Source organism: Pseudoalteromonas sp. J2K-J599 (genome assembly GCF_059295115.2).
The window spans coordinates 757,131-774,284 of record NZ_CM200271.1 but is presented as its reverse complement, the minus strand read 5'-3'; the positions used below and the strand labels follow the sequence as shown (position 1 = coordinate 774,284).

Sequence of the window (17,154 nt, the reverse complement as noted above, 5' to 3'; positions counted from 1 at the left end):
ATTTAATACGGCGAGGTAGAGCGACATGCTTCTATTTCATCGGTGGTCGGTTTTTTTAAAAATTTAACGCTGTGGCTCTTTTCGTCAATTTTAACTATATCCATTGCGGCCATTTTTTTTAGCCAACCAAACATAGGTAAAAATTGCCACTTTTTTGCAAATGTATTGGCGTTGTTACAAATATCTTCGGTGTAATTTAAAGGTGGCGTAAACTTATCGTGGTACTGGTGCAATACCCAGTCATCAATGTAATTAAGCTTTATATTGCTTACTTTGCACTGCATTGCAAAGTCGGTGTCTTCTGCGCCGTAACCAATAAACTGCTCATCAAAACCATTAACTTTATTAAAGTCACGTTTGTTAATCACAAAAATTAAAGACCAAAAAGTTAAAAAATCTACCTCTTCGTTTATAGGTAAGTTTTTGCGTTTAGGGTGATCAACAGCTTCCTCCACTAATAATTCATAGTTACCGCTTTTGGGCACATACGGTAAATACTTTGCTTTAGCACTGACCACTAATCCGTGCGTTAGTTTAGCAAGTAAACTTTCAAAAAGTGTTGGGGAGCAAATGCAATCTACGTCTATAAATATAACGTCGTTTTGCTGCGCATTTTTAACCCCCGTGTTGCGCGCTTTAGCAAGGGGTAAGCCGTTTTCTTGTATGTACACATTTTTAGTCACAAAAGACGTGTTTGGGGTAACATTATGGCTGTTTTTTTCATCCATCCACACCACCACCATATCAGATGGGCGAAGCGTGCTATTTTCTATACTGTGGATAAGGTTAGCAAGCTGCTGGTGGCGGCCTTTTACAATAGTAACGATTGAAAAATTATGACTCAATTGCAACCTCCTTAACTAATTCTACAAACTCGCTGGTAAACTGTTCTGTAGCATTTATTATTTGTGTTTTACTTGTTTGGGTTTTTCTTACATTAACCAACGCAGCCTCTATTTGGGCATTGTTGTGCTGTAAAAACGCTGAAAAAGGCAAATGCACTGCGAGGTTATTTTTAGCTAACATGCGCGCTTTTTCATCTTGCTCTTGGTAGGGTCGGTTTTCGGGTATAACAATCAGCTTTTTCCCCAGTGATAACAACTGTGATACTGCGTTATTGCCACCACTTGTTACAACCACATTTGCTGAAATCGCTTGATCTATATTGCTCACTTTGCCTTTGTAGGTTACTCCTTCAATGGCTTCACCTTGGCAACCAATAACCTCAACGTGTTCGGTGTACTTAATCAGTGTACGGGCAATTAATGCCGCGCTTTGGGCATCGGTCATTAGCAAAGTAATACAGCTGCCAAAATCTGTATTGGTGGCGCTTTCACAACCTGTGTATTTTGATATAAATCCTAAATAATGAGTTTTATTAAAATAGCTGTAGTGAGGTGTTTCTAGCTGCTTTGGGTACGGGGCATATAGTTTAGTCGCGCATTCGTAAGCAAACACTTGCGTGGGATCGCCACTAATATCACCCGAATGGCGCTGCATTAAAACAGGTAAACCAATGCTTCTGGCCATAATGGTCAGTTCGGCCGATACATCACTGATAAATAGTACCGGTTTGTATTGCTGCGCCAATAGGTTAAAGGTTATGGAGCGTTCAAGTGGCGCTTCACTATATTCGATTCCTTCAAATGCAGTGTTATAGTTTCTTTGTACAGCGCTTTGGCCTGTCCATTTTGAAGGTAGCTTTTCAAAAATGCTCCGCTTACACACTTTATTCAAAGCAATTTTTACGTTTAAATCACCATAAAGCACCACTACGTTATAGCTATTTTGTAACTTAGTAATAAGTAACTCAGCACGTGTAATGTGGCCCGCGCCATGATGGTGAACATAAAAAAATACAGTCGGTAAATTTGGCTCATATAAGTGCTGCATATTCGGCCTCATAATTTGAAACAGTCACGTTAAAGTCGAAGTTTTTAGCAAAAGATTGGCACGCTTGCGGCGATACTTTGCCTAGCTTTTTAATGGCTGATACAGCTTCATCCACATTGTTTAGTGCAGTACACACGTTAGAAAATCGTAGTTCTTCTGGTATGGCTGTTTTAAAGCCTACAACAGGTATACCATGAGCAAGCGCTTCAATAGTGGTTAGGCCAAAAGGTTCATTCCACTTAGAGGTAGCTAAAAACAAACAAGATTTAGCAAGCTGTGTAAACAATTCATCGTGTTTTAAATGCCCAATATAATAAATGGAGTCTGTAAGTAGCGGTTCGACGTGAGCATTAAAGTATTCCCTATCCTCAACGGGGCCAGCTATGCATAATTTGCGCTGTAATTTTTGCGCTATTTTAATCGCCGATACTAGGTCTTTTTCGGCGTTAATACGTCCCATCCAAAATAAATCGTGGGTTTTATTAATTTTTTGCACACACTCACTTTTGGGTAGAGTAACGCCATTTGAAATCACTTTAATGGCACTACCTAGATGAGCCTCCCACTCTTTGCATAACCTGTTAGATACGGCAATATAGCGGTGATCGCTACGCGCTTTATGCAGCTTATGTATTAAGCCTAACTTTGGTGATACCGGGGCATGTAAAGTAATTACGCTTTTTATATTATGAAGTAATGCTACATCATAGAGTGCATGGTAGTAACTGTGGTAATGCACAACGTCGTAATACGAATTATCTATTAGCGCAAATTGGGCAGCCTGGTACAGCTTTTGGCCTTCTTCCTCTGTGGTTATGTTGTCTTTCATGCGCAGTGGGGATTCGTCTAACTGTAAAATGTTAAACTCGTTTTCTTCATCAGCATCTTTACACAACACATCAACAGTGTGGCCTTTTTTACATAATGCGTTAGCTAAATTAGCAACAAAGGCTTCTGTGCCCCCTTTAAAGGGCTGCCTTAAAGAGACTATTGGGCTTGCGACCATCAGTATTCTCATGCAATTCTCCCCAGTATATTGCTATATTCGCTACACATTTTTGCAATAGGAAAATTACGAGCGCTTTTAATTACATCGCTTTGATTTAGTGAGAATGAAGCTTCAAGCGCGGCGGCTAAACTATTTACATTATTGCCCTTAGCAAGCACGCCTGCGCCTTCACTGACTATTTCAGCAAATGCACCGCGATTAAACGACACCACAGGCGTACCTGTTGCCATAGCTTCTAAAGTAGAAAGCCCAAAAGGCTCATCCCATCGGGTGCCAAATACTGCAGCTTTGGCATGAGCCAATTGGTGTTTGATACTATGGTGATCAAGGTGCCCTAAATAGGTATCGCAGGGTTTTAGTAAAGGCCGCACTACGTCATCCATATAGTGTTGATCGGCTATGGGGCCGGCAAATTTAATAGCAATCCCCATTTGCTGAGCTGTAGATATTGCTATATCAATGCCCTTACTTGGTAATATTCGACCATACGTAAACACATAATCTTGCGGCTTTTTTGTTACCTGCCAGCGTTTAAGGTCTATACCATTGTAGGTCACTTCTACTTTATCGTTTATAAAAGGCTCCCACGCTTCTGCTAAAGAGTGCGACACTGCAGTAAAGTGTATAAATGGCGAGTAAGAAGCCAGCCCTACCACCGCTTTTAATTTTGAGTAAGGCGGTGTGTGCAACGTGGTTAACATAGGAATATTATTTTTACTGGCCCACAGTATGGGAATCGGGTTAAGGGAGTTGTTATGCACTACGTCAAACTGCTCTTTAGTTATATCGTCCATTACCTTGAGCATAAAATCGTTTTCAACTATATCGGGGTATTGTTGATATTGGCTGTTATCTATCGGGAACGATTTTAATTTACAGTCAACCTCACTGTCTGGGTGAGCATATAAAGTAACCTCATAAACTGATTGGTAGTATTCAACTAATGCGCCAGTAAAAGCTTCTAGCCCACCAGCATAGGGAGATTTAATAGGAAATCGGGGATGCGCTATTATTGCTAGTTTCATACAGCAAGCTCCTCGCGACCATGCGGTTTTTTATACAAAAGAACGAGTGGCACTTCCTTTTTGCTTTTTGTAGCAAACATCTTTTTCATTAGCTGCCAATCGCTGCTTGGGGCTGTTTTAAAAGGTAAAAACGCTAATAATGAATTCTTTTTAAATACCAGGGTTTCTATCGGTCTTTGATAAGTGTGCTCTACTTTTTTTGTATTATCAAAGTAATAGGGAGTAAAAACAAAGTCCTCTTCAAAGCCTTCGTTTATTAGTTTAAAAGTGTGCTTTTCATCAAATACATCGTCGTCAGTACGAAAAACAACAAAATCACTCAACGTTGTTTGCAGCCCCACGTTATAAGCCGTAAACCGACAGTTTAGTGTGTGATCAATATAAATAATGTTGGGGTCAATCGCCTTTAATCTTAGGCGTAAGTTATACCTTTGTTTGTACTTTTGTGTTGAGTTATCAACAATCGTGATGATGTAATTACTGGCGTATTTTTGTATTTCTTTAACGCGCTCTATAACACCTTCATTGCAGTGGTAAGTTACTAGCACGATGGCCGTTTTACAGTACCTTTTGCTTTTCATTGTTTTTCCTTAGCCATATTATTTAAAACCGCTTAAACAAGGGGATTAATTTCCATATCTATTACGCTAATAAATCAAACGCTAACTTTTGTATTCGTTAAAGTAAGCGCTTAGTTGTTTTAAGCGCAGCTCTAAGGCTAACTTTTCAGAGAGTTTCCAGTGGGGTAATTTTTTTAAACGTGATTTGGCTGCTTCTAATTCAGCCCCTACTTCGCTCGTGGATAAAATTCTCATTCGTTTCACCTCATCATTAATATGTAGTCCGTGGTGTTTATCAGCAATTAACAAGCCAAATAGGTACATATAAAAATAAACTTTATTTTTATATGTATCATGAGCTTAAATACAAAAACTGAGGTGAGGTATTACTACAAATGAGCATATAGGCATATATTTCAATAAAATATGAAAATAATTCACAAAGTCATTTGGCCTACAAATACTTTAATTTTTATATAAAGAGGAGTTAAAAGGAGGGAGTAAAATGCAGCTAGCGAGATTTTTCCCACTAGCAAAGCATAGCTAATTAGCTGTTTTATTTTCTCAACGCTCACAGCACTTATGATTGAGGTGTAGTTTCAAAAGCAGGCACCTGGTGTAAATCATTTAGCCATTTAAGCGTTGATTGCGACCAAATTTGTGCAGCTGGGGTAAATTCATCTCGCTGATCAACAGCACCTATACGCAGGCCGTACACTCTATCGGCCTTTGCTTCATTAGTTGCGTAAAGTGTAGTGCCGCACGTACCACAAAAGCCTTGCGCACGTTTATTGCCGCTCTGTGCTGTTTTAACATACTCTTTTGGCTCGCCTTTAGTAAAAACGACTGAGTTAGGCTCTGCAATTATGACTGCTCTAAATGGGCCGCTCGACATACGTTGGCAATCGCTACAATGGCAAACAAGTGCGTTGTTATTTTGAGACTTTGCTTGGTATTTAATTTCACCACAGTAACAGCTTCCAGTAATTTCCATTATTTAAATCCTTAATGCTTATGAAGATTGAATTGAGATATAAGACCGGCAATATCGATTCATTATTTTTAAAATATAAAAAAACTGCTCGCCGGTTCATTTGTATGTTCGGTTAGATTTTTAATTTTTAGAGTGATTTTTTAAAAGTTGAGCAAGTGCTAAAAACATGATCCGATGTTTTAAATAAAACAGCAATACCACGTTAAGCTAATAGCGTAACGTGGTGTGTTTAAGCTATCTTTTATGTGCGTTTAAATAATCAACAGCTAACAGGCTAAGCGCCTTAGTGCCTACTTTAAACGATGATTCGTCGGCATAAAAATAAGGTGAGTGATTACTAGCCACTGTATTTAAATCTTGCTCACTTGGTGTACCGCCTAAAAATACAAATACACTCGGCACTTCTAATGCGTAAAACGAAAAATCTTCTGCGCCGGTTATTTTACCCATTTCTTGCACGTTTTGTTTACCGGCTGCTTTTTCAAGACTCGGTAACATTTGCGCAGTTAACTTTGGGTTATTAATCGTTACCGGATAACCTTCGTGAATGTGTACCTCTGCAGTAGCACCTGATGATTTAGCAATGTGCGTGGCTGTGGTTTTTATTTTTTCAAATATTTGTGCTCGGTTATCCATATCAAAGTTACGAATTGTGCCTACCATTTCGACTTCTTCAGGAATAATATTATTACGTACCCCACCCGCTATCTTACCAAACGAGACAATAGCAGGCTCTTTGGTAATGTTGATTTGGCGACTAACAATATGATTTACGCCTGTTACTATTTGCGCAGCTGCGGCAATGGGGTCAATCCCAGTCCACGGTGCAGAGCCGTGTGCCTGCTTGCCATGTACAGTTATTTCAAATCGGTCTGCACTGGCCATTGCAGGGCCACTTCTATAACCAATTTTACCGCTGTGCAAACTAGATGTTATGTGTAACCCAAAAGCAGCTTCTGGTTTGTATTGTTTAAATATGCCTTCTTTAAGCATTAGCTCAGCGCCACCTTCTTCCCCCTCTGGTGCGCCTTCTTCTGCAGGCTGAAATACAAACATAATATTACCGTGTAGCTCATCTTTCATGTTTGCAAGCACTTGTGCAGCGCCCATTAGCATAGCCACGTGCGTGTCGTGCCCACAAGCATGCATTATGCCTACATCTACACCACGATAATTAGTGGTTTTAGTTGATTTAAAATCAACATCGGCTTTTTCAGTAACTGGCAGCGCGTCCATATCCGCGCGTAGCATTACTGTCGGGCCTGGCTTTGCACCTTTTAATAGCCCCACAACACCTGTATAAGCAATCTCCGTTTGTACTTCCATACCCAGCGACTTTAAGTGCTTAGCGACAATACCTGCTGTGCGGGTTTCGCGATTCCCAAGCTCAGGGTTTTGATGAAAATCACGTCGCCAGTCAATAACCTGTTGCTCTATCTTTTTAACTTGCTGATCAATGTTTGCATTGGCATTAAACGCACTAAGGGCAGCAAAGCCCAACGCTATTGAAATTAGTGATTTTTTCATCCTGTTTGTCCTTTTTATATTTATTGGTTTTATAATATTGATGAGCACGAGCCCTTATGTATTATTGAGAACATAATTAGTTTGCTCTATAACCACTATTACTGAAGGCTCTACAATAATCAATCCCATTTAAGCTAGATGCCCAACTATGGGGGGCTTTATCTATTTTTAGTGTGAAGATTTAGCGCTAATTAAGGCTACCATTTTTGCTTTTGTTGATTTAAAAATGGCATTGAATAGTCAACCAACGCACGTAAAGTGAGTTTTAATAAGCGCGGTGGTGGATAGAAGAAGCTAGAGAGTAATAGGCTTGGTACATAATTGCTATTCAGATTATAAGATAAGAATAGCAATGTAAGGCCTCCTAATGTTGGAGGTAATTATTTATAAGCATTCGCATTTTTAATGCTGTCAAAATCGTTAAAGCGCACGTTGTGTTGTGCCATTACTTTAAGTATTTTTTCACTTAGCATTTGGCGTAAATAAAATGGCTGATTTGGCAAAAAATGATGAATGGTATGCGTTTTACCAAAGTTAAAACAAAACAAGTGAAACGGCATAAATAAACGACTCGTTAGCACGTGTGTTTGCTCAAGCATGTTATTAACGCCGCCATAGTAATGCATGCTTGAGGTAACAAAATTAAGCGAACTTGAACGAATAATATTAGGCACAATGAGCACAACCATCAAAAATTCGAACACGTTCATTATACTTAGTACCCAGCTAGGCGAATTAAGCGAAAGTGGTATAAATAAATCAACAATATGAAATACAATAACGCTATATAAAATAGCGAAATACGCAGTCGCTATCGGAAACCCCGCATTAAAAACACTCGAAAAACTAAAGCCATTAATTTCTTTTCTAAAACGTTTAGTAGAAATAATTAGCCCTAATAACCCATCTACAATAACTAGCGCACGTAAAAATGGATTTTTAATACCGTTTCCCACCAAGCGTTCTTCTAGGTCTTGTTGTGTGCCTGAGGTTTTATGATGGTGTAAATGTATTTTGCGTCGGTACCATGGACTAATAGTATTTGGCCGCATTAACCATACTGTTAGCATCATAAAATTATGCATAAACGGCTGGTTACTAAAGTATTGTTTATGTATAAGGTCGTGCTCTAACTCATGGGAAATAGATGCAGCAATGGCCGCAAGTACTATACACGCCCAAGCAGGTATAATGGCTAAATAATATAAAACACCAACACCAATTAATGCGCTAAGCGATAGCAATAAAATGATCAACCCTAAGGTGTTTTGATGGGCAAGTAATGGATGCTTTTGACGAAGTAATGCTTCTTCTGCCTTAATAGCTTTTACAATCGCTTGAATGTTCTGTTTGGCAGTTAATTGGGTCATATATAATGCCTTAAAAACTTTGTTGTACAAATAATACCTGAATTAAACGCAAAATCGGCATAAAGCAGGAATAACTATTATAATACGATTCACTATCATCAATAGTTCAATTGCTCATTTATTCAATCGCATAACAGTTTAATAGCACTCATAACCCAAAATATTCGCTTTATATATCAGCCCAAAAAGACTTAAAAAATTTGCCGGTGGAGTCTCCTTGCTATAAACGATTAATTATCAATCAGTTGTTATTACAAACAAAAGAAAATGCTTGCCGCCCCCTCTTTTGTTTGTATAATGCGGATACAGAATAAGAGGTATATAAGTATCCTTTTTATTTTAAGTGGTTTTTCTTTATCTTTTTATGCTTAAAAGATTAAAGAAAAATTATGCCAGCGTGATGAAATTGGTAGACATGGGGGATTCAAAATCCCCTTCCGAAAGGAGTGCCGGTTCGAGTCCGGCCGCTGGTACCACTTTTTGAACCTCAGCTAATTATTGGCTGAGGTTTTTTTATGCCTAAAATTTAACTAGTAATCTATACCAACTCACTTTACTAAGTGAGCTACTTTTAGGTAAGAAAACCGTGTCGATAACAAGGCAAAACCTAGTTAAGTTGAAGCAAAAGCCACAAGCCTTCCATTAAAGCCATCAACGTAAGTAGAAAGCTACATAAATCTAATTAGCATGCGAGTTATGCGTCTTGCTCTTGATTTGTTATATTCCCAATTCGATTATTTAACTCTTCGTCACTAACATCTTCTTTGTGTGTACCAATGATCCATATATGACCAAATGGGTCTTGTAGCGTGCCGGTCCTATCACCATAAAACTGATCATGTACAGGTCTTATTTCTGTTGCACCAAGCTCAATTGCTTTTTTAAACACGGTATCAACATCTTCAACATAAAGCATAAGGCTTAGCGCTGTACCACCGAGTTCTTTTGGGTTTTTTAAATGCTCTTCAGAACCATTATCTGAAAGCATAATATGCGAATCACCAATTATTATTTCTGCATGTGCTATTCCACCATCAGGTAAAGGCATCTGCATTACGTGTTCAGCACTAAATGCATCACAATAAAAATCTATCGCTTTTTGTGCGTCATTCATAATTAAATAGGGTGTAACTGAATGAAACCCTTTTGGTATTGCTGAGACTGCCATAATATTCTCCTTTACTTACGCGGTGATTTTTAATATTTAATTAACTAAATATGCGTTTAATTGCCCCTAAATTTAAGCTTAGCTCATACAAAAAATTGCGTTACTTTTCGAGGTTTAAACGCTTATGCCAAGCAGCAATACTTTCATCAGCGTATTCTTCAAACTGCTTGTCACCTTCATTAATGGGCGCATTTACCCAATTTGCTTTACTACCAAGCATTAAATGAGTGCGCTCTGGCGGTATGGGTAACTCACTATCTATTGCACCTGCAAAGGGGTGAACTTGCTCAGGCCAACGTGCATCGTATAACCACAAGTTAGCACTACAATGCTTACAAAAATGACGCTCTGCAGGGCTGATTTTATCGCCTATTTTTGCATGATAAATAGTTATGTGTTCACGCCCTGTAACCTCAAGCGTGCTGTATTGCGCGTTTAAATTAATAACAAACCCGCCACTCCCTGCGGTTTTACGGCATATAGAGCAGTAACATAAATAGAGCAGTAACATAAATTGTAAGGATAAGGGTGTTTTGAGTTGACCTTAAATACCACTTTGCCACAGTGACAAGCGCCATTAAGCTTCATAATATATCCAATTTTATTGTTGGCTTGAACTAATACCTTAACTAGGTGAGCTAAAAAAAACCACAACTATTACATGCTGTGGTTTTTTTAATTATTGAGCTTACTAACGCTCCCAATATCTTAAATTACGCAATGTATTTATAAATTTATCGCCTGAATGTGCCTCTAAATCTATCCAACCATCATCTACTTTTCCATCAAGGCCTGCCGCTTTAAATAAGGGCTTAGCCTCATTTGTAAAGCCTATAAATTTCATATGTGCGTACGCATCACTTACAAAGTCTTTAGCTTCTGCTATTGCAGCTAGTTTTTCAGCTCCATCTTCGGTGGTGAGTACAAGTACCGCATCGTATAAAACCGATGGACCACCATTAATAACCTGATCAGCTTTAAAATGCTTACCTTTACTGCATTTAGCACCGCCAACTTGCGGGGCAATAATTTCAAAGTTTGCACCTTCACTTTTAAGTGCATTGGTAACCGATTCAAAAATTTCTGCATTAAAGCCATCACTTACTAAAATACCTAATTTACGGCCTTTGAAGGTGTTGGGCGCATTTTTCAAAATACTTAACGCATCAGATACAGGTAAGTCTTTACGTGTTGGCATTGCAGCTTCAGCTGGAGCTGGCATTTCTTGCAAGCCAAGTCCTTCGGCAACTTTATTTGCGAGGGTTTCGTCAATATTTAACAAGTGCGATACCAAACGTTCTCGTATTGGCAAATGCTCAACTTTAGACAGCTCAAACACGTACGCAGATTGAATATGCGCCTGCTCTACCTCTGTTTGACTTAAATAAAATTGACGAGCTTGACTGTAATGATCGCTGAATGTTTCTGAGCGATAACGCAGTTTATCACCGCCACTTACCTCAGGTTCGCTTGAGCTTTTAAAGCCATGTACTGGGCATTCGCGCGGGTTGTTTTCATCGCCGCTCCATGAGTTTGGCTCATAATTAACACGTCCTTTTGGATTGTGCATTGCCATGTGGCCATCTTGCTGAAAATGACGCATTGGGCATTTAGGCGCATTAACCGGAATATGCGTAAAGTTAGGACCACCTAAACGCTTGGTTTGAGTATCTAAGTATGAAAAGTTACGACCTTGCAGTAGCGGGTCGGGTGTAAAGTCGAGCCCTGGTACAATGTTTTGAGTACAAAATGCTACTTGCTCTGTTTCTGCAAAAAAGTTGTCTACAACACGGTCAAGCACCATACGGCCAACAATTTGCACTGGTACTTGCTCTTCAGGTATAAGCTTGGTGGCATCAAAAACATCAAATTCAAATTCATCAGCAAATTGCAGATCAAACACCTGCACACCTAGCTCCCACTCTGGGAAGTCGCCGTTGCCAATAGATTCCCACATGTCTCTGCGATGAAAATCAGGGTCCGCGCCGTTTAGCTTAAGTGCTTCGTTCCATACTACAGATTGCATTCCGCCTTTTGGTTTCCAATGAAATTTAACAAATTTCTCATCACCTTTGGCATTAATAAATTTAAAGGTATGAACACCAAAACCTTCCATAAAGCGTAAAGAGCGTGGAATAGCTCTATCAGACATTGCCCACATAACCATGTGCATTGACTCAGGTGACAAGCTCACGAAGTCCCAAAAGTTATCATGTGCTGTTTGCGCTTGTGGAAAACCACGATCAGGCTCGGCTTTAGCTGAATGAACTAAGTCTGGAAACTTCATCGCATCTTGAATAAAGAATACCGGTATATTGTTACCCACTAAATCCCAGTTTCCTTCTTGGGTATAAAATTTTACCGCAAAACCGCGTACATCACGTGCTAAATCTGGAGACCCTTTATTACCTGCAACCGTAGAGAAGCGAGTAAACACAGGCGTTTTTTCACCTTTTCGCTGAAAAATATCTGCACAGGTTAAATCTTCAAGCGTGTCGTAAGTTTCAAAATATCCGTGTGCACCATAGCCTCTAGCGTGCACTACACGCTCAGGAATGCGTTCGTGATCAAAGTGAAAGATTTTCTCGCGCATTATGTGATCTTCTAATAATCCGGGGCCACGCTCTCCTGCACGTAATGAGTTTTGATCGTCACTTACAGGGCAGCCCTGCGCGGTGGTCATGGTAGGGTGTTCATCCGACGCTTTTTGATGCAATTCACCGCCATGCCCTTTATTACCTGAGTATTTAAATGATTCAGCCATGTTTAGTCCTTCATACAGTTTGATTTAATGGGTCGATAGTTTTTATGAGCTTTAAAACTAAAAGTGACTATGCAAATGCAAAATAAAGACCAGCCATCTAACCTAGTAAAAAAGGGCTGTACAGATAACAATGTAGTATTTGAGGTGATTTATAAAAGAAAAGGTTACACAGGTATGTAACTTTTTCACACAAAAAAAGAGCACTTAAAAGTGCTCTTAGGTTTAAACCGTTTTAAATTTAGTTAATCTTTGCTTTCGTTAACTAAAATAACTTTACGATGTGGGAAAGGTATTTCGATGTTGTTTTCATCAAGTGCTTTTTTAATTAACTCTGGCACCGTGTAAAGAATATCGAAGTAATGCTCGCCCTTACAAAAAGGCCTTACTAAAAAATCTACTGAACTGTTGTTAAGAGTTTCTACTTCAACAAAAGGCGCTGGATCTTTTAGTATGTGTGGGTGCGCTGCAAGTACCCCATCTATAACTTTACGTACAGCCGTTGTATCTTCACCGTAAGCAACACCAAAATTCATATCCACACCACGAATTGGATGATGTGAATGGTTTATAATTTGTGCGCCCCAAATTTGACTATTTGGTATAATAACCTGTTGGTTATCGAACGTTTGTAAAATAGTAGTGAACATATCTACTTCTGTTACTTTACCAAAACGCCCTGCTGCCTCAATAAAGTCATTCACTTTATAAGGCCTGAAAACAAGCAACATAACGCCCGCGGCAAGGTTCGACATTGCACCTTGTAACGCCAAGCCTATAGCAAGCCCCGCAGCACCGAGTAAAGCAATAATAGAGGCTGTTTGTACACCAAAGCGATTTAACACAGCAATAATAACGAACGCTAATATGATGTAGCGAGCCATGCTGCCTAAAAAGCGAATCGTCAAGATGAGTGTATTTATGACACAAGCCAATAATTAAATTGCGTACTTTGCCCACTAAGTTGTTGCCATTGCTAGTAATATGTTGGTTGCCCACGTGATTGCAGCGGGTAAATATTGATTAATATCAATGTTGTTTATTATGTCTTCCATTGTTTTTCCTGTTTTTAAAGCTTTTAACTAATTTTAGCTAGTTTTGCTATATCAAGCGCAACAGTTTAACAAAAAATCAACCAAAGTACGGATATAGGTTCAGTTTTACATGTATAAGCACTTTGAAGGATGGATTTCTTAACTACTGCTTTTAAAACTATGGATTGATAAAATATAATTTTAAGCCCTATTTAGCGCCAATTTTTAATTAAAGATTATACTCAGTAATATCTTGCTATAACGCAGTTTGGCTCATATAGTCAGCAAATTATCTCACCTTATTTTGAACATCTTTGTTTATGAAATCTTCTGCTCCTGCTAGTGATTTTGGTACTTTATTAGGTTATGCACCTGGTAATGTTGCTGTTTACTCATCTGATTATGATACGGCTGATGAAAGCATTTATCCTAATCGTAGTGCCTATCGTAGTTACCTAGACGGTATTTACATGGGCTATAAATGGCAATGCGTTGAATTTGCCCGTAGATGGATGTACCTCAATCATGGTTATATTTTTGATGACATAGCTATGGCTTACGATATTTTTGAGCTGCGTTCAGTGCGCGATGTAAATAGCCAAAACAGATTGCCACTAAACGCGTTTAAAAATGGTGCTAAACATCACCCTCAAGTAGGTAGTTTACTTATATGGGAAGAAGGCGGCGAGTTTGAAGAAACAGGCCATGTTGCTGTCATTGTTGAAGTGCATGAAGATAAAATACGTCTTGCTGAGCAAAATGTAGGGCATCAAATATGGCCAACAAATCAAAACTGGTGCCGTGAACTAAAAGCAAAAGTAACTAAAGATGGCGACTATTGGATTGAGTGCTCTTACAGCGACGCCACTATTTTAGGTTGGATGACACAAACTGATGAAACAGAATATGCTGAGCCAACGTTTGAGCTAAACACTGACTTATTTACTATAGAAGCCCATAAAGCAGCAGATACAGGCCAAGCAAACAAGTCATGGTTAAATATTGCGAATGACGATGAAGCTGCCTACGTAGAAATGATGCAAGGCCATAAACTTACATCCGTAGATGAAGATCAGCATAATTACTTTGCAATATCTCAAACGGCGCAGCAAAGCATTGAGCATGCAACAAATGAGCTGCATGGTTTATTTATGCATGCAACCGACTATGTACTGCAGCACCCTGAGTTATTAAAAAAGTTTAATTTACCCGATGTTGTACTTAATAAAATTCGCCAATCGTGGGATAACCGCTTAAACCAATTAATTACCAGTCGGTTTGACTTTGCCTTAACAGCAGCAGGTTTAAAAGTTTACGAATACAATTGCGATTCGGCATCGTGTTACATGGAAAGCGGCAAAGTTCAGGGAAAGTGGGCAAAACACTTTAGTGTTAAAACAGGTGTAGATGCAGGCCAAAATTTATTTAAAGATCTCGTAAAAGCATGGTGTAAAAGTGAGGTAAAAGGTCTTGTTCATATTCTGCAAGATGATGAACCAGAAGAACATTACCACGCATTATTTATGAAAGAAGCTATTGAAGCCGCAGGCTTTGAATGTAAGCTAGTAATTGGCTTAAGCACACTTCGCTGGAATGATTCAGGCAACATAGTAGATACTGATGGCGCACAACTGAGTTACGTATGGAAAACCTGGTCGTGGGAAACCGCACTTGATCAAATTCGTGAAGAATGCGAAGCCGACCAATCATTAGGTGATAACTTTGAACCACAATTCAAAGCTGGTGAAACGCCACGCTTAGTCGATGTATTACTGCGTAAAAATGTCATGGTGTTTGAACCGCTGTGGACATTAATTCCTAGTAACAAGGCTATTTTGCCAATACTGTGGAGCTTATTCCCTAATCATGAATATTTACTTAATACCGCGTTTGAGCTTAACGACGAGTTATTACAAACCGGTTATGTAGTTAAACCAATAGTAGGACGTTGTGGTGCTAATATTCAACTTGTTGATGAACAGCAGCAAGTTATAGAAAAAACAATGGGGCACTTTGCCGAGCAAGACCAAATATACCAACAGCTATTTGCATTGCCTAAAGTAGATGATTACTTTATACAAATATGTAGTTTTACAGCCGCCGGTAAATACTCCGGTGGTGGCGTGCGTGTTGATAAAAGCATGATCATAAACGGCCATAGCGATTGTATGGCGCTGCGTATTAAATAATAAACAATACTAAGCCCGCAATTTGCTGCGGGCTTAAGTTTGTGTAGCCCTTCCCTCTTTTAAGTTTTATAGCTATCTCAAGCGAGTTACTCCTGATAGAGTAAATTTATTAAACACCACTAATTAAGGTATTTCATGGCGAATCAATTTAATGTACTCGGCACACGCTTAAAACTATGTTGCGGTAATGGTGGCTACACACGTGAAGGGTTTTGTTATGTACCAGAATCAGATCTTGGCAATCACAGTGTGTGTGCAATTATGACTGATGAGTTTTTACAATTTTCAAAATCACAAGGTAACGATTTAATAAGCCCGAACCCTCTTTACGATTTTGAAGGTTTAAAAGCCGGTGATAAATGGTGCTTGTGTGCGCTAAGATGGCTTCATGCTATTTCAGCAAACGTTGCGCCACCGGTGGTACTTGAATCCACAAATAAAAAATCATTAGAAATAGTGCCGCTCGATGTTTTAAAAGCGCACGAATATAAAGCCAACGTTTAAATACACTTAAAAGTAACTAGATCGAAGTCTGCATATTTTACAAATATATGCAGGCTTTTCAAAAATCCAATCTCCTCTGCAGCCTTAAAAACTTTAATTTAAAATATAACCAATTGTTTTTTAATCACTTTTAAAATAAAGCAACTTACGGCATAGCAGTTGCTTTATTAAGCTTAAGTCACGCTCATCACGCAACACATTATATGAGCTACACATTACTTAAGTAGGAGAAATTATGAGTAACAATAACGAATCAAACAAAACAACTAAATTTACCGCGCCAGGTATGAGTGACGAATCAGCCCAAAAAACAATAGCTACCCTCGATAACCGCATGGTTGCATTGATAGATTTACAGCTTACTTTAAAACATATTCATTGGAACGTAGTGGGACCTAACTTTATTGGCGTACACGAAATGATAGACCCGCAAGTAGACATTGTACGCGAAATGACAGATACAATTGCAGAGCGAATTGCGACACTTGGTGCAGTACCTGTTGGCACACCAAAATCAATTGTAGATCGCCGTACTTGGGACGAATACTCTGTAGGCAAAGGCCTAGTCACCGAGCATTTGGCTGCGCTTGATAAAGTATATAACGGCGTTAATGCCGATCACCGTAAAGCAATTGAGACTCTTTCTGAGCTAGATCCGGTCTCTGAAGATATGATCACCAGCCAACTAGCCGATTTAGAGCAATTTCAGTGGTTCATACGAGCACATTTAGAATCATCTACAGGCGAATTACAGAGCTAATACATCTAAGGTAAGAAAGCCCAGCATTATTATGCTGGGCTTTTTTTTGCGTAAAAATCTATTTATCGCTACCTAGTGTATCGCCCCCACCCCAGCTAGTACAAAATCAATATAAAAACAATAGAAAATTGGTATTACCAAATAATTTTTAATTATTTTAACCTCTCCACTATTTCGCAAATTTATAAATCATTTAGAACTTTTAATGGTCGCTCTTCCAAGTCAATATCACTTAAAAAGTAAACTAAACACGTATAAAAGTACGCATAAAATTTAAAAATAGTACTAACAAATGTATTAAATAGTACAAATAACATATAAAAATGCCTTTGGTAAAGATACTTCAATAAAATTCATTCA

The 17,154-nt window shown here is 38.8% G+C and carries 14 protein-coding genes, 1 tRNA gene and 2 pseudogenes; 4 read left to right on the top strand and 13 right to left on the bottom strand.

Translation table 11 applies throughout. The features are described from left to right. Window positions 1-2: 2 nt before the first annotated feature. The 9 genes from AC5NT5_RS03480 to AC5NT5_RS03440 form a co-directional block, all read right to left on the bottom strand. Window positions 3-845, bottom strand: a complete 843-nt coding sequence (locus AC5NT5_RS03480; protein WP_182673302.1) for a glycosyltransferase family 2 protein — start codon at window positions 843-845, stop codon at window positions 3-5. Continuing rightward, window positions 835-1,893 (bottom strand): glycosyltransferase, encoded by a 1,059-nt coding sequence (locus AC5NT5_RS03475; protein ID WP_494513384.1) that lies wholly within the window; start codon window positions 1,891-1,893, stop codon window positions 835-837. The genes AC5NT5_RS03480 and AC5NT5_RS03475 overlap by 11 nt, the downstream gene beginning before the upstream one ends. Beyond that, the gene (locus AC5NT5_RS03470; RefSeq protein ID WP_182673301.1) at window positions 1,877-2,911 is read right to left on the bottom strand and encodes a glycosyltransferase; all 1,035 of its coding nucleotides are present in this window, start codon (window positions 2,909-2,911) and stop codon (window positions 1,877-1,879) included. Before AC5NT5_RS03470 ends, AC5NT5_RS03475 begins: the two co-directional genes overlap by 17 nt. Continuing rightward, window positions 2,908-3,927, bottom strand: a complete 1,020-nt coding sequence (locus AC5NT5_RS03465; RefSeq protein ID WP_182681762.1) for a glycosyltransferase — start codon at window positions 3,925-3,927, stop codon at window positions 2,908-2,910. Before AC5NT5_RS03465 ends, AC5NT5_RS03470 begins: the two co-directional genes overlap by 4 nt. Next, window positions 3,924-4,508, bottom strand: coding sequence for a glycosyltransferase (locus tag AC5NT5_RS03460; RefSeq protein WP_182673299.1), 585 nt, complete (start codon window positions 4,506-4,508; stop codon window positions 3,924-3,926). The genes AC5NT5_RS03465 and AC5NT5_RS03460 overlap by 4 nt, the downstream gene beginning before the upstream one ends. Before the next feature lie 81 nt (window positions 4,509-4,589). Then, complete coding sequence (locus AC5NT5_RS03455; RefSeq protein ID WP_160318638.1) at window positions 4,590-4,742, bottom strand: hypothetical protein; 153 nt, start codon at window positions 4,740-4,742, stop codon at window positions 4,590-4,592. Between the two features lie 325 nt (window positions 4,743-5,067). Continuing rightward, window positions 5,068-5,481 carry a GFA family protein gene (locus AC5NT5_RS03450; RefSeq protein WP_182672953.1) on the bottom strand — a complete coding sequence of 138 codons (414 nt, stop codon included), beginning with the start codon at window positions 5,479-5,481 and terminating at the stop codon, window positions 5,068-5,070. A gap of 234 nt (window positions 5,482-5,715) precedes the next feature. Next, the gene (locus tag AC5NT5_RS03445; RefSeq protein ID WP_494513383.1) at window positions 5,716-7,008 is read right to left on the bottom strand and encodes an amidohydrolase; all 1,293 of its coding nucleotides are present in this window, start codon (window positions 7,006-7,008) and stop codon (window positions 5,716-5,718) included. Window positions 7,009-7,388: 380 nt separating this feature from the next. After that, window positions 7,389-8,378, bottom strand: coding sequence for a fatty acid desaturase (locus AC5NT5_RS03440; RefSeq protein WP_494513382.1), 990 nt, complete (start codon window positions 8,376-8,378; stop codon window positions 7,389-7,391). A 391-nt stretch (window positions 8,379-8,769) separates the two neighbouring features. On the opposite strand from AC5NT5_RS03440, the gene AC5NT5_RS03435 reads away from it, so the two are divergent. Next, window positions 8,770-8,854: transfer RNA gene (locus AC5NT5_RS03435), tRNA-Leu, on the top strand. Window positions 8,855-9,072: 218 nt separating this feature from the next. On the opposite strand, the gene AC5NT5_RS03430 is transcribed toward AC5NT5_RS03435, so the two are convergent. The 4 genes and pseudogenes from AC5NT5_RS03430 to AC5NT5_RS03415 form a co-directional block, all read right to left on the bottom strand. Continuing rightward, the gene (locus AC5NT5_RS03430; protein WP_182673298.1) at window positions 9,073-9,546 is read right to left on the bottom strand and encodes a VOC family protein; all 474 of its coding nucleotides are present in this window, start codon (window positions 9,544-9,546) and stop codon (window positions 9,073-9,075) included. Between the two features lie 100 nt (window positions 9,547-9,646). After that, window positions 9,647-10,134: pseudogene (locus tag AC5NT5_RS03425) on the bottom strand (GFA family protein). Between the two features lie 103 nt (window positions 10,135-10,237). Further along, a complete protein-coding gene (locus AC5NT5_RS03420) occupies window positions 10,238-12,310 on the bottom strand; it encodes a catalase (protein ID WP_494513381.1) in 2,073 nt (690 codons plus the stop codon). Window positions 12,311-12,552: 242 nt separating this feature from the next. Next, window positions 12,553-13,362 (bottom strand): annotated as a pseudogene (locus tag AC5NT5_RS03415) (mechanosensitive ion channel family protein). Between the two features lie 299 nt (window positions 13,363-13,661). Between AC5NT5_RS03415 and gss the strand changes: the two are divergent. The 3 genes from gss to dps all read left to right on the top strand — a co-directional run bounded on the left by gss (window position 13,662) and on the right by dps (window position 16,794). Beyond that, entirely contained in the window at window positions 13,662-15,530 is a 1,869-nt protein-coding gene (gene gss / locus AC5NT5_RS03410) for a bifunctional glutathionylspermidine amidase/synthase (protein ID WP_494513380.1), read from the top strand. Between the two features lie 135 nt (window positions 15,531-15,665). Further along, complete coding sequence (locus AC5NT5_RS03405; protein WP_494513379.1) at window positions 15,666-16,034, top strand: DUF2237 family protein; 369 nt, start codon at window positions 15,666-15,668, stop codon at window positions 16,032-16,034. Window positions 16,035-16,269: 235 nt separating this feature from the next. Beyond that, on the top strand, window positions 16,270-16,794 hold the full coding sequence (dps, locus tag AC5NT5_RS03400) for a DNA starvation/stationary phase protection protein Dps (RefSeq protein WP_024595435.1): 525 nt from the start codon (window positions 16,270-16,272) through the stop codon (window positions 16,792-16,794). Window positions 16,795-17,154: the final 360 nt, after the last annotated feature.